Raw genomic sequence first — 20,488 nt, forward strand, 5'->3', positions numbered from 1 at the left:
GGCCGGCCGGCGGCGGGGCGGTTTCACGATCCGGCGCCGCGAGTGGGAGTACCCCGTACCGACCGCCCCTCCCGACCCACACCAACGGGGGCAGCCACCACCATCCCCCTGACCGTCGGCCCCCACCTCCACAGCGCCCTGGAAGCCGCGGCGAGACAGTGCTCGGCCACCACCTACACGGCAGTACACGCGGCCTTCGCAGCCGCCCTCACCGCGGCGGGCGCGGGCCACGACATCCCGGTGGGCATCCCCCTCGGCGGCCGCGACACCCCCGGCCTCGACCACCTCATCGGCTGCCTGATCAACACCGTCGTCCTCCGCACCCGTACCACCGGCAACCCCACCCCCCGAGACCTCATCACCCAAGTACGCGACCGCCTACTGGCCGCCCACGAACACCAGTCCCTCCCCTTCGACCACCTGGTGGACCTCCTCAACCCGCCCCGCTCCGGGCCCCACCACCCGCTCTTCCAGGTAGCGATCAGCTACCTGCACCACCCGACCAGCCTCGACACCCCCCGGTGGCCGGAACCCCTGACCGCCCACCTGGCCCCGGTCCACCGCCCCCACACAGAACTCGACCTTCTCCTGGAGCTCCACGAACAGCGCACGCCCGACAACGAACCAGCCGGCATCACAGGCCAACTGGTCTACCCGGACGCCGTATTCACTCCCGAAACCGCGGCCCGGCTGCACACCCGCCTCACCACGGCCCTCACCGCGATCCCCCACCTCGACGCGCCGTTCCCCCTCTCCGGGGACGTCCGCCCCGCGGAGTGACCGGGCCCGCCCCGCCCGCCGTCGGCGGGCGAAAGGCTTCTCAGCCCGCCACCACCGCGCTGTTCAGCGTCGCGTCCGGCGCCATCCGGACCAGGACCGGGCGGGCGTCGCTGCCGGTCAGGCAGAGGCTGCCGACGAACCTGCCGTCGACGGTGGACCAGCGCGGAGCCTTGCGGGTGCCGAGGGTCGCCAGGCTGGTGCTGCCGCTGTTGTTGCGCACGGCCAGCAGGACGCCGTCGCGGACGGGATGCAGGGTGAGCGTCCCGTACCCCCGGGCCCTCAGCCCCACCTTCTCGTCCCGCCACGTACCGCCCCCGGCGGGCAGGACGTGCACGAGCGGGCGGACGCTGGTGGCCTCCCGGTAAGCGAGCATGACCGTGCCGTCGGGGCGGGCCAGCGCCGTGGGCGGGTCGGCGGGCGCGGGCAGGCCGGTGGGTACGAGCGTGAAGTCCCCGCCGGGCCGCTGCTGGGCCCAGTGGTGGACGGTGTCGTGCCCCGCGCCGAACAGGTGCACCCGCCCCCGGCTGTCGGTGACGGCGCTCAGCCCTTCCTGGACCTCGGCGCCGCCCAGGTCCGTCCAGCCGTCCCAGCCGCCGTCCGTGTGCCGGCGGACCGCGACGCCCTTGGCCCAGGTGCGGACGAAGAGGTACGTGGTGCCGTCAGCCCGGGCCACGACGGGCCCGCCGACGCGCCGGCCGTGATCCGGATCGGACTCGGGGTTGCCGAGCGAGGTCCAGGCGCCGAACGGGCCGCCTCCGCGGGCCTGCTGCGCCATGACGATCTCGCGCCGGTTGTCCTGTCCCTTGGGGCCGAGTGCGGCGATCCGCTCGGCGAAGAGCTGCCAGCGGCCGTCCCCGGTCAGGGACGCGGTCAGCCCGGGCAGCAGCCCGTCGCCGCCGAGCAGCTTGGGCGCCGTCCACTTGCCGCTGCCGCGGGCGGTCTCCTGCCACATGGCGGCCTGGTCGCCCAGGACGGCGAACGCGGTCAGCCGCCCGTCGGACGCCGGACGCGCCTGCGGACCGGCGGCGGGATGGCGCAGCGTGGTCCGCTGCAGCCAGCCGGGGCCGTAGGAGCGGTCCTGGCCGACGTCGTAGTCCCCACAGCCGGCGGCGAAGCCGCAGGAGTCGGGGTGGCCCCCGTACGCGTTGAGCACATCGGCCTTGGCCTTGATGAGCTGCTTGGGCAGGTTGTCCGGCCAGCGTTCGTTGTAGTAGCCGCGGTAGGCGGTCACCAGATGCGGACTGCTGCCCCGGCGGCTGCGGTAGCGCGCGAGGGCGGCGTAGGTGAACAGCGCGGCGGCCGTGTGGTCGGGGTGGTCCGAGTAGCCGCTCTGGTCGTGGTGGTGCCGGTGCTTCCCGTCGTGGACCTGCATGTCGGGGTCCGGGTCCATGGTCCGTACGAGCGTGGGGCGGTACTGCTCCAGCAGATGGACCAGGGCGTCGATCAGGCTCGCCCGGGTGACCGGGTGCGAGTCGCGCACGGGCGATCCGGTGCTGACGAGCGTGCTGGTGATCATCGACGGGTCGGCCCACAGGTCCGGCAGGCCACGGCTGCGCCCGGTCCCCGCACGGTCGTGCTGCCGTACGCCGAGGAAGACGAGCTGGAGGCCGGGGTGATCGGCGAGGGTGTCCGTCTCGATGGACGTGCCGTCCGGCAGCCTGGTGACCTTCACGTCCCAGCGCGCGTCGGGCCGGCCGGTCGCCATCAGCGCGTACGCCTGGCGCAACCCCTGCCGGCGGGCACCCGAATAGGCGGCGGTGTCGGCCTTCGGCGCCGTCCCGCTGCCCGGGATCTTGTTGCGGCCGTTGCTCTCCCCGCCGTTCAGGTAGACGGTGGCGAGCTGGTCGTTGGCGTCGATGGACTGCTGGAGGTCCGGGTTCATGAAGTACAGGTCGTCGTCCGGGTGGGCGACGATCTGCAGGACCCGGGCACCGCTGCTGCCGTCGTCGGCGGCGGCCACCGCGCCGCGCTTCCCGGCCGGTGCGGCACCGGTCCGCGGGCGCTCGGCACGCCCGCCGCACCCCGCCACGGTCAGGGCGGCGAGGCCCAGGGCAACGGCGCGGCGGGTGGGGCGGAACGGGCCGGCGGCCCCGACGTGATCAGGCATGCAGTTCGTACCGGCTGGGGACCGGGAAGTACGTCTCCAGGAAGGGACGCAGCAGTCCGGTGCGCTGTTCGAAGTCGTCCTCGGTCGACAGGGTGTCGTTGAGGCAGAAGACGCTCTTGTCACGGTGCAGCAGCAGCCGGTCGAGCCGGTTCGCCGCGTTCGGCTTCGAGACGTCGATGTAGACGTACGGCAGGTCGCTGGGCAGCGCGCGCCGGGTGTGGAACGCGTAGTAGTGGTACAGCGACGACGGGATGGAGATGTCCTCGTCGCTGCGGAACCGCTGGGCCGCGGTCCTGCGGTGCTGCTCGGCGAACTCCTCCTCGATCTCGGCGAGGACGTGGCGGTTCAGCGCGTGCGGCACATGGCGCATCTTGCGCACCGGCGTGGTGCCGAAACGCTCCTGGATCAGCGCGCGGTTGTTCTTGCCCGCGATGGAGACCGGTACGTCCTCGGCGGAGGGCGGGCCGAGCGGCACCAGCGCGGGCGAGGGGAAGCACTTGGTCAGGCCGTTGGCGAGGAAGAAGTCCTTGGGCCACATCTCGGCGCCCAGGAACACGTCGTCGTTGAAGTACAGGAAGTGCTCCGAGAGGCCGGCTATGTGGTGGAGCTGGCTCTCGATGGCGTGCGAGTTGAACGTCGGCAGCACGCTCTGGTCGGTGAAGATCTCGCGGTGGCTGACGACGGTGATCCCCGGCTGCCGGGTGTCGAGCCAGGCGGGGGTCTGGTCGTCGGTGACGAGGTAGATGTTGCGTACCCACGGCGCGTACATCGCGAGCGAGCGCAGCGAGTACCGCAGCTCGTCGTGGTTGGCGTACCGCGCCGCGTTGGCCGCCTCCTCGTGGTACGCGGTGCCCGAGTAGCGGGCCCGGCGGCGCGCCCAGGCCGGGTCGGCGCCGTCGACCCAGGTGTAGACGACGTCGACGGGGAAGGCGACATCGTGCGGCAGGACGGTGGTGAACTCCTCGCGGGTGCGCACCGTGAGGGGCGACACGTCGCGGGTCCCGCCGGGGGCGGTGAAGGTCGCGGCCGGGACCTGGACGAAGGGGGCGTCGGCGGCCACGGACTCGGTCACGTCGTTGCGCCGCGGAGCCACCAGCCGGCCGTCCTCCGGCGCCCAGAACTCGATGTCGCAGCCGTGCTCGGGGCCCAGCACCAGGCGGCGGCTGCGCTCCGTGCGGTACCAGAACAGCCGCAGCGACTCGGCGCGGGCATGGCGGCGCCAGCCCGCGGCGGGGTAGGCCGGGGTGACCCGTCCGTCCTCGCCGCTCAGCGGCCCGAAATAGCCGGGCAGGGTGCGGCACAGCTTCTGCAGGGCGGCCAGGGTGCGTCCCCGGTCGGCCGCGGAGACGGCGACGGTGGTCGCGCCGTCCAGCCGGCTGCGCACACAGAAGTAGTCGATGTCCGCGCCCTCCAGGGCCGCGGTGACCGCGCCCAGGTTGGCGCGGCGCGCCGTCTCGGGCGAAAGGCGGTCCTCGACGAAGCCGACCCGGGGGCGTCCGTCGACGGCCAGGACGATGCCGCCGGAGGCGGTGATCAGGGAACGGTGGCGGGTGGTCAGGGCGGTGCCGCGCACCTGGTGCAGGGACCGTCCGGCGGACGCGGTGCTCAGCGCCCGCTTGATGCCGCGACGCATCTCGGGCGAGTACCGGCCGGCGATGGCCTTGCGCAGCCGCTTGGGCAGCACCTTGCGGTAGACGGCGACGAGGGGCGACGCCTCGGCGTTGACGCCCCCGTCGACGCCGGGCACGGCACCGGCCGGTTGCTGCGCGGTGCCCCGCACGGCCTGCGGTCTGCTGCCCGGCGTGCGCCGCCCGGCAGCACGCGACGCCTCGCTCTGCTTCATCCCTCGGTTCTCCCCGCTCCGGAGTCCTGCATCGGCACGGCGTCACACCGGCCGTTTATTTATCTTTCACCCTATATTCATGTTCAAAAGGGGTGAATGTCGGGGTAGTCCGCCCGCCCTCGGCAGCTAAGAGGACGTATGGGGCGCTTGGGATCCGTGATGACGAAGTGATGTAGGTCTCTTATTGCGTCCATCGAGAGATTTGCCGTGTCAACGCATCCTTGACACCATGCGCTGGCCGTACTGAAGGAGAGAAGACGAAGCACCATGAGCGAAGCTCTGCTGTCCCACGCAGTAGGGGCGGTCAAACGCGCCCGCCGCACGGCCGGCCGTGTCCGCCGTCGCGTGGAGCGGATGAACACCGTCCCGGTGCTCGGCACCCGCGGCCACTCCCGGGCCGCGCTGCGCCCGGTCCACCTCTCCGTCCTCGCCGGACGCACCCTCAATGTCGCGGTGCCCTGCCCGGCCGGCCACACCGGCCCGGACGCGGCCCTCCTCGTACTGGAACACCGCGGCGTGCGCCGTACGGTCGCGATGGAAGCCGAGCCCCAGCCGGACGGCACCGTCCTGCTCACCGCCACCGCGTCGCTGCGCCACGCACGCCACGACGCCGGCCTCGCCGGGGTGCGGCTCGACGACGGCGTATGGCGGCTGAACGTCGCCCTGCGCGACGCGTCCGGCACCCAGCACGTCCTCGGCGTCTCGGCGCCCGAACCGTACGCCTCCGACGGCCCGACCCTCCCGCATCCGCCGAGCGCCACCAGCGGCGCCGTCTTCCGGCCGGTGCGCTCCGTCGACGGCTACGCCATGATCAAGGTTTCCGGGCCGCGCGAACAGGCCGAGCTGGACACCTTCGAGCTGCGCTGGGACCGCATCACGGTGCGCGGCAGGCTGCTCGCCGCCCGCGGCCCCAAGAGCGAGTACCGCGCCGAGGCCGTCCGCCGCGGCTCGGGCGCCGCCGTCCCCGTCGACCTCACCTGGGACGGCGACCACTTCACCTTCGACGTGCCGCTCGCCGCCATGACCGCCGGCACCCGCGCCCAGCGGATGTGGGACATCCAGCTGCGCCACGGCCGCAACCGCATCAAGATCTGCCGGCGTCTCACCGATGTGCGGCACCTCAGAAAAGTCTTCCGCGTCCCCTTCCGCACCATCGCCGTCGAGGACGGCACGCTGCTGCGCGTGCACGCCCACCTCTCGGCCGCCGGCGTCTTCGCGGTCAACTGCACCGCCTTCACCACCACCGAGGAATCCGCCTGATGAAGATCACGTTCCTGCTCACCTGGGGTGACGAGATGGGCGGCACGGAGATGGCCGCCTACACGCAGGCGGCCCACCTCTCTCCGCGCCACGACGTCGAGGTCATCAGCGTCTTCAAGACCCGCGAGGAACCCTTCTTCAGCGCCGGCCGCGCGATACCCCGTCGCTACCTGATCGACCGCACCGGACCGTACGGCAGGCCGGTACGCGCCAGCGACCTGGACGAACAGGCCTGCCGCACGCTCACCTCGCTGCCCAGCGAACTGATCAAGCCCGCCTGGGAAGCCACCTTCGACCGGCTCTCCGACATCGAGATGAGCGCGGCGCTCGGCTCCCTGGAGACCGATGTCCTGATCACCACCACACCCGCGCTGATGGCCACTGCGGCCGAACTCGTGCCGTCCCGCGTCATCACCGTCCACCAGGAGCACCGCGCCTCCCAGCTGCGCGGTGTCAGCGGCGAACCACTGCTCGCGTACGCGCCCCGGATCGACGCGCTGGTCTCCCTCACCGAGCGCACCAACGACTGGTTCGCCGACTCCCTCGGCGCCGCCGCCCCCGAACTGGCCACCATCCCCAACGCCGTCCCCAGCGGCTTCCGTCCCCGCTCCGACCTGGACGGCAAGGCCATCGTGCTGGCTGCCCGCATGACGCCGGAGAAGCAGCTCGACCACGCCATCGAGGCATTCGCCACCATCGCCGACGAGCACCCCGGCTGGGTCATGCGGATCTTCGGCGACGGACCGCAGGAAGTACGGCTGCGCCGCATCATCGACGGCCTCGCTCTGCACGACCGCGTACAGCTTCTCGGCCGTTCCTCCGACATGGAACAGGAGTGGGCCAAGGCCGGACTGGCCGTCCTGCCCTCCCGCAACGAGGCGTTCCCCCTCGTCCTGCTGGAGGTCTTCGCCGCCGGCGTGCCCGTCGTCGCGTACGACATCGTCACCGGCCCCGCCGAGGTCGTCCGGCACGGTGTCGACGGACTGCTCGTCCCCGCCGGCGACAAGGAGTCGCTGGCCGTCGCCATGAGCAAGCTCATGGAGGACGACGACCTGCGTCGCTCCTACGGCACGGCCGCCCGCCAGGGTGTCCACGAGCGCTTCGGCGCCGAGGAGATCACCAAGCGCTGGGAAGAGCTGTTCACCCGCCTGGTGGCCCGGCGCGACGACCCCCGCCGGCTGGCCGAACGCGCCGACCGCACCGCGCGCCGTGTCGCGGCCGGCGGCAGCCGCAGCTTCAACGTCGCCGCTCCCGTCAGCGTCCTGTCCGGCTCCGCCGACGAGCAGAAGGCCCGCGAGGTGCTGCTCCAGGCCCAGGACCGCACCGGCTCCCTCGTGCGCTCCGCCGGCCGGCTGGCCGAGGTGCGCGACGACATCCTCGCCCCGCGCATGGCGGAGTGGAACCTGGAGATCGCCACCGACGCGCTGGCCGCCCACGGCATCCCGTACGTCCTGCTGCGCGACGGCGGCACCTCCTACCGCGTCGCCGTCGAGGTGGAGCGCCGTGCGCAGGTCCTCGAAGCACTCGCCACCGACCTGCACGGCAAGCCCGTCTACGCCGAGCTGATCACCCCACGCGGCGCGGCACCGGGAGCGGTGCTCGCCGAGCGGCTGCGCGAGGCCGGTGACGTGGCGGGCCTGAAGGTCTTCAAGCCCCTGGTCACCGAGAGCCGCACCCTGCGCTACGGCCCCGCCTACGGCTGCACCATCGAGTTCTGGGCCGAGAACGACGAGACCGAGGAGATGCCGGGCTGGCGCAGCGCCCCGCGCGGCACCACGCTCATCGGCCCGCGAGTACCTTCCCTGAAGGCCGACGCGACCCTGCGGGTCGGCGAACGCGACCACCCCACCCTCGCCGCCTTCACCGCCCGCCTCATGTGGGACGTCGACTTCCCCGTCGACGTCGTCTACACCTGGGTCGACGACACCGACCCGCGGTGGCGCGAGCGCCGGGACACCGCCAAGCGCGCCGCCGGCATCGGCACCGGCACCGACGCGGACAGCGGCGACGTCCGCTTCCGCAACCGGGACGAACTGCGCTACTCCCTGCGCTCGCTGGCCATGTACGCGCCGTGGGTGCGCAACATCTATCTCGTCACCGACGACCAGACCCCCGCCTGGCTGAACACCGACCACCCCGATATCAAGGTCGTCAGCCACCGGGAGATCTTCGCCGACCCGGACCGGCTGCCCACCTTCAACTCGCACGCCATCGAGAGCCAGCTGCACCGCATCGAGGGCCTGTCGGAGCACTTCCTCTACTTCAACGACGACGTCTTCCTCGGCGGGCCCCTGAGCGTTCGCTCGTTCTTCCACAGCAACGGCGTCGCGAACTTCTTCCGTTCGCCGACCGCCGTCCCGCCGAGCGAGCTGTCCGAGGACGACGAGGGCTACTTCGCGGCCGGCAAGAACAACCGGTCCCTGCTCCGGCAGCACTTCGAGCGCACCGCCACCCACGGCTTCCTGCACACCCCCCACCCCCTGCGCCGCAGCGTCCTCGCCGAGATCGCCGAGAAGTTCCCCGAGGAGACCGCGACCACCGCGGCCAACCGCTTCCGGGACTCCACGGACCTGTCCATCGTCTCCTCACTGCACCACCACTACGGCTACCTGACGGGCCGCTCCACCCCGGCGACGATCAGCTGCTCGTACATCAACGCAGGCGACTACACCCACCACTCCCGCCTCAGCCGCATGCTCGCCACCCGCAGCCACAGCGTCTTCTGCATCGGCGAATCGGCAGAAGCCGAAGTCCCCGCCGACGAGCAGGACCGCGTCCTGCGCGCCTTCCTCGGCGCGTACTTCCCGGTTCGGTCGCCGTATGAGAAGGACTGATCGGGTGCGTCGCGGGGTTTGAGAAGCGGCTGAGGGCCGGCGCGCCGCTGGGGCGGTGCGCCGGCCCTCAGCCGCTTACTGATCACGAGTCCCTGGATCGCCGGCCCCTGGGTTGGTGATCCGCGTGTGGTCGGGCTCGACATGTTGGGTGCCGGGCCCGGCCGGAAGGGCTCCGTCCTGGCGAGAGGCTCGGGCAAACGGGCAAACTGGGGCACAGTCTTCCATTTCTCCTCCCTGACCTCGCTGGTACTGGGTGGCCGAAGCCTTCCATCGCGTGACCGGTCCGGGCGGTGATCCATCGCGAGAGCTTCCAGCTCCCTGAGAAATCCACTACGGAAAGGCGAATTGGTCGGCGCCGAAGCCAAAGGGTCTTCTCTTCGCGGTGGTCGGTTGGCGATACCGACCGGGTGGACCCGGATCTTCTCGTCGTACGGCCCGGCCAGCTTCAGCGCGTCCGCGGGCCACCTCAGGGACACACTGTGGGTCTCGTCCGGCGGCGTCACGATGATGCTGGCCAGGGAGGCGGGGCTGTCGCCGCTGAAGTCGACAACGTACGAGATGCTGAAGGTGGCGGTGTCGTCGGGCTTCAGGTCGGTGATGCGGGGCTGTTCACCGCCGCGGTGGACGGGGGCGGAGGTGCCGTCGATGTCCTTGAGGTCGTCGTCCGAGAAACCCGTCACCGAGCAAGTCCTGGTCCCCTTGTTCGTCATCCGAACGGTAACTTCGCCCACCTTCCAATCGGGCGAGCTGTCCACCGCTCCCGCGGTCAGCTCGTTCGTGCGGCAGAACTTGCCCTTCCCCGCACCGCTGCCGGAGTTCAACTTCGCGTCGCCGGCCTGGGCGCCGGTGCCCTGCGGGCCGGTGGAGGGGCCCGCCCCGTCGGCCTCGGCGGCCATGTCCGTGCCCGGCTGCCCCTGGGGCTTGGATGCGGCGGCGTCCGAGCCGGAGCGGGACAGGCGTGGCCGGACGGACACTGCCGGGCTTTGAGCGCCGGGCCCTGCGGGACCGCCTCTGAGCGTCACGAGGGAGAAGGTGATGGCGCCCGATGATTCCAACAGGGTCATCCTCTCCAACCGGTCCACGAGGAGGTCGAAGGGCGCCTCGTCGCCCAGAAAGAGGACGGCCACCAGGTGCTCGGCCAGGCCCTCGCCGAAGGGGCGACCTGGTCCACCTGCCAGACGAAGTCGCCTGGCAGGGCCAAGCAGAAGCCGTCGAACGTACGGGAACTGGTCCGGGAGAAGCTGTACAGCTCGGGGGGCCTCGGTGAGCTGGAAACGCTCTTGGAGCCGGCCCCTCGCACCCGATGTCCTCGTCGGGCGGCTTGCCGGAGAAGCCCGATGCCGCATCGAGCAGGATCTCCACACGGCCGTCGAGAGCAGTGAAGGGTTAGCGTCGTCGGCCTTCTTCAGAAGTTCGATCAGTACGCTTCCCTGACACTCGGAAGCGATGATCACCTCGGCGACTGTCTTGAGTTTCCGGGCCGGCTGCCCGCCCACCGTCCCAGTCCGGCAGGCAGCCACGGGCTTCCGCGAGAGGGCGCCGTGACCGTCCTGCGCCAGCTCGCGGATCCGCCGAGCCGGCCCGGCTGCGGTCCGCACACGTTCAGCACCCGCCAGTCGCGCCCCTATGGCAAACGACAAGTGACCTCATCAGCGTTGCTCGTTGGGGCGCCCCACACGAGCGGCATCTCGCTCATGGTGCGGATGACGTGCTCTTCTCCTCCTTCGTTCTGGCCACCGGGAGCAGGTACTGACCGGCGAGTCGTGCCAGGTGCAGCGGCAGGGGCCGGGCGAGCGGCGGATAGTCGTCGTGGTAGCGCAGCTGGTGCGTGAGCGTCGCCCACTCCGCCGGCCGGTCGGGCTGCCCCCCTGCCCGTCCCGAGTCCGCCAGCGCCTTCTCCGACAGGCAGGCGAGCACGGTGATCTCCAGCTGCCCGGGGTTCCAGGCGGTCTTCCCGGGTGCTGTCCGGCCCTGTGCCGTGGGCACCAGCTTCATGAGTCCCTTCGGCAGTTTCGCCACCGTGTGCGGGGTCGAGGCAGTACTCGCGAAGACACGGCCCTCCGTCTCCGCCGTCCCCCACACTCCCTCGGCGAAGCCGACCTTTTCCTTGGCGTCGTGGGCGTACCACTCCGCCACTTCTTCCCGCGCGTTGGCGTCCCGTACGAGCACCATCCGCAAGTCGTCGCCGTAGAGCGTGTGGCGCTGGGCGGGTTCGGTGCCGAAGCTCAGCATGTCTTGGACCAATTCACCGTTGCGCAGGCCGGGCCAGCACTGGCGCAGATTGCCGGCGTCCGCCAGCAGGAGCGTCGGGCGGTCGCGGAGCTGGAAGAGCAACGCGCGGATCTGTCGCTCGGTCTCCCGCTGCCAGTGCTGCTCCACGCGCGGGCAGCCAGGGGGCCGGATCCTCTCCCGGGCGGACGCGCCACCATCGGAGCGTCCCGTGCCGGCCTCCTCCTCCGTCGTCGCCACCGCTTCCACTGCCTGGGAGAGCAGCAGCAACATCTTCGAGTACGGCACCCATTCGGAGCGCTCGGCGTCCCACCCCTCGAGGAGTCCCGGTCCGTCTCCGGGGCGGACCCGCACCGCAACCAGCCGACGGGCGGGGCACCGCGTGGGCCCCTTCCTGGTATGGCGTACGAGCCAGAGCGCCGCGTACTGAAGGTCACCGGGAACTCCGGCTCCCACCCGGTGGGCAGGCGGACTGATCGCACCGAGTTGCCGGAAGGCGTCCAGCCAGGTCCATCTGGCCCGGTGCTCCAAGCCGCTGTCGGTGTCGTCGGGCAGGTTGACGAACTGGCTCAACCAGCCCTGTCGCGCCCAGGCGATGCGCAGCGCGTGCTTGGGATCGGAGTCCGGAACGGCGGCGAAGCGCTCCTTGCCCGCAATCTCCGCGATCACGACTCCGACCGTCCCACCGGGTCGCCGGATCGTCCGGTCTGCCACGAGCCGGCAGCGTCCTTCGACGGCTTCGGCCAGCCGGACGGCCCTGGCGCGCCTGCGCTCCCGCGAAACCGGCAGGGCGTCTGCCAAGGGCCCCGCGGGTCGGGCTCGTACGCGGATCTCGATCCCCTCGTCCCGCCATCGCCAGGTGTCGTCGTCGGCCGGCCCCACCCTCTCCCCGGCAGGGAAGCCGATGAGCTTCGGCAATTCCGCGAGCAGGGCGGCACGGGTCTCCGGGCACTGCCAGAAGACATCGATCTCCAGGCGACGGCCATTCAGGGCGCGCGCCAGCGCTGCCCGCCGTTGCAAGGCCAACTGCGCATCCCGAACGCCCTGAGGACGTGCGGCATTTGAACGGGGCAGCAGCGATGGAGTGTTGCGCCGGGTGACCCGTGTGAGGTCGGGGACGCGGGTCAGCATGGGGCGCAACCCTTCCTCGACCCAGGCATCCAGACGTGCCCGCTCCCGCGGCATCACCCCAGGTCCGACCTTGTGCGGGCCGATCGATGGGTGGTAGACGATGCCGGCAGCCACATCCCCGGCGCCGTTGATCCAGCGTTCCGGACAGGTGAAAAGCTCCGCAGGCTCCGGGTAGTTGCGCACGATGTCCAGTTCGGGCAGGAGCGGTGCCGGGCTGTGGCGGCGCCAGGTCAGTTCCTTCAGCCGCCGGTCGTAGCCGAGGGTGTTCACCATCAGCCGGTGGCACCGGTCGGGCCCTCCCGGCCACGGCAACGGAGCATCGAGCAGGACAGTCGTGCCGCCGAGCTGGTGGGGGCTCACGTCGAGCCGGGTGGCCCACCGACGTACCTGAGTGGACACATGGACGCGGAATCGTGGAGCGAACGGCACCGTGTGGACAGTGATGTTGAGGCAGGCCGAGTAGTACCAGGTCTGCCCGCTGCGCTCGTACCGCTGGGGCGGCCAGGAGACGAGTCGCGCCCCGTTGCCTGAACTCTCGACGCGGAAGCGGAGCGTGGTTCCCTCGGTGCGGAACGTCCGGGCGGCCAGCCGGAAGGCGACCCACTCGGGCAGCAGACTGTAGAGCCGTGCGGCGGGTTCGGCGGTTCCACCTGCCGAGGTCACGGTTTCGGCGAGATCGACCGATTCGATCTCCCAACGTGGCAGCTGAACGTTCCCTGCCGGCTCATCGGAACAGAGCCTCTCCTCCAGGTCAACGCCTTCGATGTCGTCCTCCTCCCGGTACATGCCCGCCGCCCATGTCCCGATCACCGGGGCCAGCACCTCCGGCGGAACGGCTTCTCGCGCGTAGAGCCACGGCAGGCGGCCGTCCGTGCCGGCGTTGCGGCCGGTCGCGATGACACCAGGAGCCATGGCCTGGAGCAGGGAGTTGAGCCTGCGTACGGGGAGCCGATCGGGGTGGCCGGAGTCCTTGTCGGCCCCGGCGTGCATCTTGGTGAGCTCGGCGTGCAACTCCTTGCCGAGCCGCAGTACCCTCATCTCCTCCCACCACGGTCCATGGAGCGGGTCGGATTCGTAGGCCGCGACGCGAATGGTGCGATACACGAACTTTCCTCCTGAAAATTGGGATGTGGCGCTTACGGACGGTCCAGGGCGGGAGCCGGGACGAGCAAGCGGGTGAGCATGCGCCATAGCGGTTCGTAGAGGGCGCGGGCGATGAACTGCTCCTCAGCACTTTTCGTGCCGCCGTGGAAGTACGGATCCAGCACGTCGAGCACGCTGTGCAGCAGGCTGGACGCGGGGGTGTCGATCTGCGGTGGTACGGCCCCGCGGTTCGGGGCGAAGGCGGCGTCGACGAAGACCACCCGGGCCGGTACGCCGCCGCGCACCAGTCGTCCGATCACCTGCCACATCAGGACCAGCATGTCCCAGGTGACCTGCTCCCGTACCTCGTCCCCGAGGCGACTCCACGCCATCGAGCGGGCGAGCACCTGGTACCAGTACGAACGGGCGAGGCGGCGAACCTCGTCGGCGCCTTCCTCGACGGTGGCCTGTCCACGTACCCAGGTGTCGAAGTCGCCGCCGGTGACAGCGCGGACGATCCAGTCGTTGACTGCATGGACGGCCAAGGACAGGTCCTCGGGGTGCGGATTGGGCCGTGCCAGGAAGTAGACCGTCCCGATGGCCGCCTCGTCATCGTGGTTGAGGATGTTGTGACCCCGTTCCACGGCCAGCAGAGGCGCCACGAGGATGTCCGCTTCGAGATCTTTCAGGTGCTCGACGTCGCTCCGGCGCAGTGACCGGGCGCGGTAGGCGGACGGCGCCTCGTCCTCCGGAGCGATCTCTTCGTCGTCCGAGACCAGGCACAGCACGCTGCCGTGCCAGCGAGAGTTGAGGTTGTGCAGAGTGTCGGCCACGATGCGCGCCTCGGCGTAGCTGCCGACCAGGAGGAGGATCTGGTCGCGCCCCGAGGGCAGGGAGAGAAACTCGCGCTCCAGCGGTCCCCCTTCCGGGGCGTCGTACTCTCCCGCGCCGAGATAGGTGGCAATGCGGCGCAGCTTCTCGGGGCGGTCGTCCGGATGGGTTCCCGACAAGCGCAGCTTCTCGTCACCGTCGTCGATGAACTCGAAGCGCATCAGGCTCTCGGCCGCGATGCGTTCGGTCACCTCGGCTGGCGGCTCGATGATCACACCGACCGGGACGCAAACGTGGTAGCGGCTGGACGCACCCGCCCAGCTGCTGCCCGACATGAGCAGCAGGTGGGCGCCGGGCCTGCCATCGACGGAAGCGAGCTGGGGCATGGCTCGCAACAGCTCACGTCCGACGCCGCTGCAGCGAAAGAAGGTCAGCTCGCCGCTGCGGATCCCACCCTCGTCCTGCCCCGAAACCCGAAACTGAAAGCCGAGAACATTGCCCATCGGAGCCTCGGGCACCATCGGGCCGTAGTCGAGCGGCCTACGGTACATCGTGTTGTAGCCCAGGCTGAGGGCCGCCTCGACGCGGGGCCACATGGCGTTGATCATTGCGAGCCGGGGTTCCAGGGCGCTGAGCAGGAGCGTGAACTCGAAGCGTTCGGCTAGCTTGTGCCGCCACTGCTCGGGGGTCTCGGGCGGTGGCTTGGGCTTCCGGCGGCGCCCGCGCTTCTTCTGCTGTTCCTCCTCATCGTGCTGCCACTCGTCGTACTTCTCCTTGTACTTCTGCTTCCGGGTAGCCATGTAGTGCGGGTCGATCCGGAAGACCTCGTCCATGACCTCGGACAGACGGCGCCGGGTGTTCTCCGGGTTGCCGGTGTGAAGCAGTTCGTTGAGGAGGACGGTCAGCCTGCTGAAGTCCTCCTCCGTTCTGCGGCGGCGGTCGCCGAAGGGGTTGTCACGGAATGCGTCGAGGAGCTTGCCGAGAGCCTGCCTGGGGGCGTGGTTCGGGTGCTCCGGGCCGCTGTCGTCAGGGAGCTCATAGCGTTCGTCGAGCAGCCCGAGCTGGAGCGTCCAGGCGCTGAAGTAGCCCGTCCGCACCCAGTTGCGCAGCTCGTACCCGGCAACGAGCATCGCGTACAGCCGGTCGGTGGCCAATCCTGCGGTGTTGAGGGCGGCGGCGAAGGTTTCCACGTCCCGTTCGGAGAGCTGGGTGCGCCCGCTGGCCGCGAGTTCCCGAATCTTGTGCCGGCTCAACTGGTCGATGAGCCCCTTGTCCTCGTCGCTGGCGAGGACGACGACGGGTGCGAAGGCCTGGTCGAGTTTCATCTGCACGCGGTCGGCCTCGTCGATGACCACAAGGTCGCTGCGGCGGCAGGCGAGTTCGAGGTAGCGGATACGCTCGCCGTTTTGCGGGCGGGGCAGCGAGGCGTCGATCAGTCCGGCCGGCGTGGCCACCCAGATTTGGGCACCGACGAGGGTGCGGGCTCCGTGGTGCCGGGGGCAGGCGGACCAATACGGGCAGCTCGTCACCCTCCTCTGCCATGCGGAGGCCCGGCCGCCGCCCTTGTCTCGCCGCGGGTCCGACGGTGGCCGGAGCCTGGAACAGGGCGCCTCACCGAAGGCTAGCGGTTCGGTGGACGAAGTGGCGCCCTGCCGTATGACGTTGAGCACGCAGGAGGTCCCGAGGTAGCCGAAGGCGGGGTCGTCGTGAGCGAGCAGTCGGTGCTCGCCCCGGCCCGCCAGCCGGCGGTGCAGCCGCTGGGCGTGCCGCTCCCGGCCGGTGGAGCCGAGCACGGGCGCGGCAGCGCCGTCGGTATAGAAGTCGTAAAGCCGGACGAGCTTCAGTACCTCCGCGACATCGGTGACCACGACGGTGGTGCGCTTGCCGAGCTTGGCGAGATGAATGGCGACGATGTCGCGCAGCGTGCTCTTTCCCGCGCCGACGATGCCGAGCAGGTGCTGGATCCCGTCGACCGTGAAGGTGAAGTCCTCGTCTCTGCCCGCCTTGTGGAACGTGCCGTTCTGCTTGGTGGACAGGTCGAAGGCCCGCAGCCTTTCCACCCAGCGAGGTGGCCTTCCCTCGCCGGCTCTGGCGTGCGTGGCGTCCATCTCTGCCGCGGTGCGCTCCAGACTCTTCCTGGTGAAGACCAAGGGCTCTCCACCGCCGACCGGTTCCACGTCCATGTCGTGGGCGATGAGGGGGGAGTGGGGGACGGGTGGCAGGTCGACGACGGCCATGGTGCGGCTGACAGGAAAGGCGTGTGGGCCCTGCCCCGCGACCGGCATGCGTTTGCCCGCCAGTGGCGGTGCGGCGCGCAGCAGTTGCTCGTAGACGGAGAACCGGTCACCGGCGACGGAGAGTTCGCGACGGGTGGCGGGCGACTCGGTGTCCGGTACGTCGTAGCCGCGTACCCTGGGGTCGAACATCTGGTAGCTTTCCAGCGCCTCGCGCCAGGTACGGCTCCTGCGCAACGTCCACAACGAGTAACGGGCAACACGCAGCGTCTTAGCGGTGTCCGGTGGCAGCGGCGCTCCGTGCGCCTCGGCGAACCCGTATCCGCTGAACAGCACCCAGGCGCTGCCTGCGGGGCTGCCCGGCATCAGCTTCTGCTGAAGGTACAGGCCGAGTTCCACCTGGCAGAGGGCTTCCAGGGCGGGCTTGCGGACGGCCGCCCCCAGGAAGGCCTCGAGTGCGCGGAGTACGTCGGTCAAGGGTGGGGTGATGCTACGCATCGTCCTTCTCCTCTCCCCGGGCCCGTCCCAGATCGGGTACGAGGTCCACGGGCGTGGTGAGCACCAGCCGGTCCCGCAGGAGCGCAGGAAGGGCATCGGTGAAGGCCTCCCGGTAGCCGTCCCGTCCGGCGAGCGCGTCAGGGACCACGACGAGGGTGCGGTCCGCGAGGGGGGCGCTATCGGTGAGATGTGCGGCAAGGAGGGCCGGCTGCAGGCGGTCGTACACCTGGAGGTCCACGATTCCGGGGCCGGTGCCGGTGCCCCTCAGCCGGTAGGCGGGCAGCGGCCCCGACAAGGCCTCGTGGTCGATCCCGGCGCGATCCAGTGCCTCCCGGGCGGCCTCTTCGGTCCGGTGCGGCAGTGTGAGGAAGATCCGCAGCGAACTGCGCAGGATCCACGCCTGGTCCGGCTCGCGGATCAGTTTCGGAGGGGCCTCGCGCGGACATTCCTCTCCCTCGCACCAGATGTCCGCTTCGGTGGTGGACGCCCCAGGCACAGGCACGGCCCCGTCCCGAGGCAACGCGGGGAGCCCGCACGAGGGGCAGCACAGGAAGACGCCGTCGACGAGCAGGGACTCGGGGAGCGGCCCGTACAGATCCTTGACCCGGCTCCAGACGGCCCTGCTCCAGCCGGGCTTGAAGCGGTCTCGCTGGTGGATCACCGGGTGACGGGCCAGAAACGTCCGGCACTGCCGGTAGCGTCCGCCCGCTCCGCACCGCGCTTCCAGATCGCTCAGAAGCGCGCAGGCGTGCGCCGCCGCGCCCCCGTCCAGCCCGTGCGAGGCGACTTCGATGCACGACCGGGTAGGCATCCGGCCGACCGGGTGCACCAGCGTCGTGTCCGGAGTGACCAGGGAAGTGGGAACCGCGAAGAGCGGATCACTCGCCGGCTTGGTCCGGCACCACTCCCACAGCTCCGGAAGGCTCCTCGGCGGTGTCTCCCCGACATCGAGGCAATGCATAACTGCGCGGTCCAGCGCACGCTGGGCGAGGCCGGGATAGGGCAAGGTGAAAGAGCGGAGCCCCTGAACCTCGGCGAGAGCCGCCACCATGCGTGCAAGCTGGCGGAAGAGTTCTGCGCCCACGCCCTCGGGCGCCTCCCCGGTGCCCGGTCGGCCGGCCCGGCGGGCCGCCCCTGCCCTCATGCCGCGGCCTCACCGGCGGGCGACGCCGAACACCAGCGGGCCACTTCACACCGCTCGCAGGAGCGTCCGGGCACGGCCGCGTACTGGTCGTCCCCGTGCCAGTCGGCCACCATCGCCCGCAGGACTCCCTCTGCCGCGGTCCGGTTGGCTGAGGCGAAAGGGTCAATGATCTCCAGGTCGGCACCCCCGGGGCGCAACACCTCCAGCTCGACGCGGGCACGGGACGGAGCACCGCCCAGGTCACCGCGGGCGATCAGCACGACTGCCAGGGCCAGTTGCGGGTAGAGCTCCAGCAGGGGGCGGTGGGGTCGCCATTCGGTGGCCGAGGTCTTGGTCTCGCGCCACACCCATGAGTCGGCCTCCCGATAGAGCAGGTCGGGTGCTGCGATCACCACCACGTCGGCGGCGGTGTCGTGCCGCACCACCCGAGGTTCTGTCCGCACGTCCGTGCCGTCCCTGACACACCGCAGCGGGCAGACCGCGGCGTGCCGGCGCAGCAGGAGGGCGCCAAGTGTGCGTTCGTGGTCGGGCAGGTCGAATCCGTCCGGCACCCACTCCTCGGGGATCTCGACCGTGCACGGGCGTGGCGATCCGTGGCCATGGCGGTCGGCGAGGTAGGCGTGCAGGGCCCGGCCACGCTCGGCCGTCACTTCGCGCTCGACGGAGTCCGCCGTGGGCAGGTGCAGCCGGCGCATGTGGTCACGGGCCGGGCAGACCCGGTAGTTGCGTCCGTTGGTCACCGACCAGGTGCGGCGGGGCCGGTCCGTCGCCTCGATGCCCAGCAGTCCGGGCGCCGTGCGCAGGGCCGGGCACACCGAAAGGTAGGGGCATCCGCCGCAAGCGGAACCGGGGCGGTATTCCCGTCCGTCCAGTACTCCGGCCAGGGCATCGGGGCCGTGCTCACGGTACTGAGCGAGTGCCTGTGCGCGGCTGCCGGCGAAAAGTTCTCGTGTACGGCCGTCGAACAGCGCGAACTCCACGATCCGTAGGTGCTCCGGCGGTGGCCCGGGTGCGCCCTCGGCCAGCACCAGGGCGACGGCGGCAGTGAACCCGTCGGGCGGCAGATTTCGGTTCAGGCGGTGCACGGGCAGACGGAGTTCACGGTAGGTGCCGTCGGCAGAAGCCAGACAGCGGCCCCACACGGTGAGGCGGTACTCCTGGGCGTTCCGCGGGTCAGGGCCGGACGGCCGGTAGCGGTACGTCCACGGCTCGGGGATCTCCTTGAGGGGGTGTTCCGGGTCGGCAGGGAAGGCCGCTTCGTACGCCCTCACGCCATGGTCAGTCCAGGTCCTCAGACCGTCGTGCAGGGGCGCGGTACGTGACCGGGACGGGCTGCGGGAGGGCCGGGAACGGGCGTCGCAGGCGGCCATGAAGGGGCCGAGAGTGAAGTGCTCCAACCGCTCGCAGCGGCGCGGTACGGGGTCAGCGGTGTGGTAGCCGCGGGCCTTCAGGGCGTCGGCGGCGGGGCACCGGAATTCTCCTCCTTTGAGCATTCCGGCGGATACCGTGATGACATCGGAGGTGCGGGTCACCCCGTCGGGGGGCAGCCATGGAAGTGGCATTTTCTGCTCCATTTCTGTACGGAGAAAAGAAGGATGGCCATGCGGGAGATCAAAGAGATCGGCAATGTGGACGAAAGCTACGAAGTGCTGGACATGGTCGGCGACGGGGGCCAAGGTGACCTCTTCCTCGGCCGTGACCGCAGGAGCGGGGAGAGGGTGGCGCTGAAGCTCCAGAAGGCCCGGGACCTCGGCCCCGAGAGCGATTTCCACTGGGCCGGCAGAAAGCTTCTCGAAGAGGGCTCCCGGATGATGATGCTGACGGGAATTCGGGCGATTCCTGAAATCATCGCCACCGGGACGCGCCGAGGACGCCGATGCCTGGTCATGGAATTCGTCGAGGGCCGCCAACTGCAAGACGTCCTGTTGGCAGCCCGTCCCGTCAGGCACCCCGGGACCGTCGCGTCCGTCATTGGCCAGCTGTGCGAGATTCTGCGGGAAGTGCACGACCGGAATCTGGTGCACTGCGATCTCAAGCCCGAGAATGTCATCGTGCAACCGGACGGCCGTCTTCGTCTCCTCGACATGGGGCACGCGATCATGGCGGGCGAGGCGACATCCCACGAGCGCGGCACGCGGGGTTGGGCCTCACCCGAGCAGTCCGATGCTTGCCCACTAGGCCTGACGCGGCAGGCGGACATCTTCGGGCTCGGCTGCATCCTGCTGGAGATGACCGTCATGCGGCTGCCCTACGGTGGGCTGGAGGAACGAGCGGAACCGGGCGGCCCGGTGCTGCCGGCGGACCTGCTCGCCAAGCTCCCTCCGGAATTCACCTCACTCGCGCTGTGGATGGTCCGGTGGGAGGCGGAGGAGCGCCCGGCGGATGTCCGTGAGGTGTTCGACCGGCTACGCCCGCACCTGCCCCAAGTGGGCTCACGGCGGCCGTCGAAGCGGCTTCGCCCCGACCCGACCGAGTACTACCGCACGCATCCGCCCCAGCTGTGACGGTGGTCCG

At 70.5% G+C, this 20,488-nt stretch carries 10 protein-coding genes and 1 pseudogene; 4 read left to right on the plus strand and 7 right to left on the minus strand.

Annotated features, from left to right (window positions below; all coding sequences use genetic code 11):
• Positions 1–42 precede the first annotated feature (42 nt).
• Positions 43–780: a condensation domain-containing protein gene (locus IH45_RS0134045; protein ID WP_030677630.1), complete on the plus strand. Its 738-nt coding sequence runs from the start codon at positions 43–45 to the stop codon at positions 778–780.
• Between the two features lie 40 nt (positions 781–820).
• Here the strand turns inward: IH45_RS0134045 and IH45_RS0134050 are convergent, their stop codons facing one another.
• Both IH45_RS0134050 and IH45_RS1000000150705 read right to left on the minus strand, forming a co-directional pair.
• The gene (locus IH45_RS0134050) at positions 821–2,887 is read right to left on the minus strand and encodes a PIG-L family deacetylase (protein ID WP_030677633.1); all 2,067 of its coding nucleotides are present in this window, start codon (positions 2,885–2,887) and stop codon (positions 821–823) included.
• Positions 2,880–4,730 (minus strand): stealth family protein, encoded by a 1,851-nt coding sequence (locus tag IH45_RS1000000150705; protein WP_078897908.1) that lies wholly within the window; start codon positions 4,728–4,730, stop codon positions 2,880–2,882. The genes IH45_RS0134050 and IH45_RS1000000150705 overlap by 8 nt, the downstream gene beginning before the upstream one ends.
• A 267-nt stretch (positions 4,731–4,997) precedes the next feature.
• On the opposite strand from IH45_RS1000000150705, the gene IH45_RS0134065 reads away from it, so the two are divergent.
• Both IH45_RS0134065 and IH45_RS0134070 read left to right on the plus strand, forming a co-directional pair.
• Entirely contained in the window at positions 4,998–5,990 is a 993-nt protein-coding gene (locus IH45_RS0134065) for a hypothetical protein (RefSeq protein WP_030677638.1), read from the plus strand.
• Positions 5,990–8,824, plus strand: coding sequence for a stealth conserved region 3 domain-containing protein (locus tag IH45_RS0134070; protein ID WP_030677641.1), 2,835 nt, complete (start codon positions 5,990–5,992; stop codon positions 8,822–8,824). Before IH45_RS0134065 ends, IH45_RS0134070 begins: the two co-directional genes overlap by 1 nt.
• 413 nt (positions 8,825–9,237) lie before the next feature.
• Here the strand turns inward: IH45_RS0134070 and IH45_RS1000000150885 are convergent.
• From IH45_RS1000000150885 to IH45_RS0134095, 5 genes and pseudogenes are all read right to left on the minus strand, one after another.
• Positions 9,238–10,170, minus strand: a pseudogene (locus IH45_RS1000000150885) (DUF4232 domain-containing protein); the annotation flags it as partial.
• 346 nt (positions 10,171–10,516) lie between these two features.
• Positions 10,517–13,288: a pPIWI_RE module domain-containing protein gene (locus IH45_RS0134080; RefSeq protein WP_199810748.1), complete on the minus strand. Its 2,772-nt coding sequence runs from the start codon at positions 13,286–13,288 to the stop codon at positions 10,517–10,519.
• Between the two features lie 32 nt (positions 13,289–13,320).
• A complete protein-coding gene (locus IH45_RS0134085) occupies positions 13,321–16,830 on the minus strand; it encodes a pPIWI_RE_Z domain-containing protein (protein ID WP_030677663.1) in 3,510 nt (1,169 codons plus the stop codon).
• On the minus strand, positions 16,823–17,974 hold the full coding sequence (locus tag IH45_RS0134090) for a pPIWI_RE_Y domain-containing protein (RefSeq protein ID WP_030677666.1): 1,152 nt from the start codon (positions 17,972–17,974) through the stop codon (positions 16,823–16,825). Before IH45_RS0134090 ends, IH45_RS0134085 begins: the two co-directional genes overlap by 8 nt.
• Entirely contained in the window at positions 17,971–19,536 is a 1,566-nt protein-coding gene (locus tag IH45_RS0134095; protein ID WP_030677668.1) for a PD-(D/E)XK nuclease family protein, read from the minus strand. Before IH45_RS0134095 ends, IH45_RS0134090 begins: the two co-directional genes overlap by 4 nt.
• A 39-nt stretch (positions 19,537–19,575) precedes the next feature.
• Between IH45_RS0134095 and IH45_RS0134100 the strand changes: the two genes are divergently transcribed.
• Positions 19,576–20,478 carry a serine/threonine protein kinase gene (locus IH45_RS0134100; RefSeq protein WP_158813350.1) on the plus strand — a complete coding sequence of 301 codons (903 nt, stop codon included), beginning with the start codon at positions 19,576–19,578 and terminating at the stop codon, positions 20,476–20,478.
• Positions 20,479–20,488: the final 10 nt, after the last annotated feature.

It is taken from the genome of Streptomyces rimosus subsp. rimosus (assembly GCF_000720725.1).
Taxonomy (GTDB): Bacteria; Actinomycetota; Actinomycetes; order Streptomycetales; family Streptomycetaceae; genus Streptomyces; species Streptomyces rimosus_A.

Excerpts from the sequence above, each read along its gene's own strand:
- IH45_RS0134050 (WP_030677633.1), bottom strand. The coding sequence starts at position 2,887 with ATGCCTGATCACGTCGGGGCCGCCGGCCCGTTCCGCCCCACCCGCCGC.
- IH45_RS1000000150705 (WP_078897908.1), bottom strand. The coding sequence starts at position 4,730 with ATGAAGCAGAGCGAGGCGTCGCGTGCTGCCGGGCGGCGCACGCCGGGC.
- IH45_RS0134065 (WP_030677638.1), top strand. The coding sequence starts at position 4,998 with ATGAGCGAAGCTCTGCTGTCCCACGCAGTAGGGGCGGTCAAACGCGCC.
- IH45_RS0134070 (WP_030677641.1), top strand. The coding sequence starts at position 5,990 with ATGAAGATCACGTTCCTGCTCACCTGGGGTGACGAGATGGGCGGCACG.
- IH45_RS0134085 (WP_030677663.1), bottom strand. The coding sequence starts at position 16,830 with ATGCGTAGCATCACCCCACCCTTGACCGACGTACTCCGCGCACTCGAG.
- IH45_RS0134090 (WP_030677666.1), bottom strand. The coding sequence starts at position 17,974 with ATGAGGGCAGGGGCGGCCCGCCGGGCCGGCCGACCGGGCACCGGGGAG.
- IH45_RS0134095 (WP_030677668.1), bottom strand. The coding sequence starts at position 19,536 with ATGCCACTTCCATGGCTGCCCCCCGACGGGGTGACCCGCACCTCCGAT.
- IH45_RS0134100 (WP_158813350.1), top strand. The coding sequence starts at position 19,576 with ATGCGGGAGATCAAAGAGATCGGCAATGTGGACGAAAGCTACGAAGTG.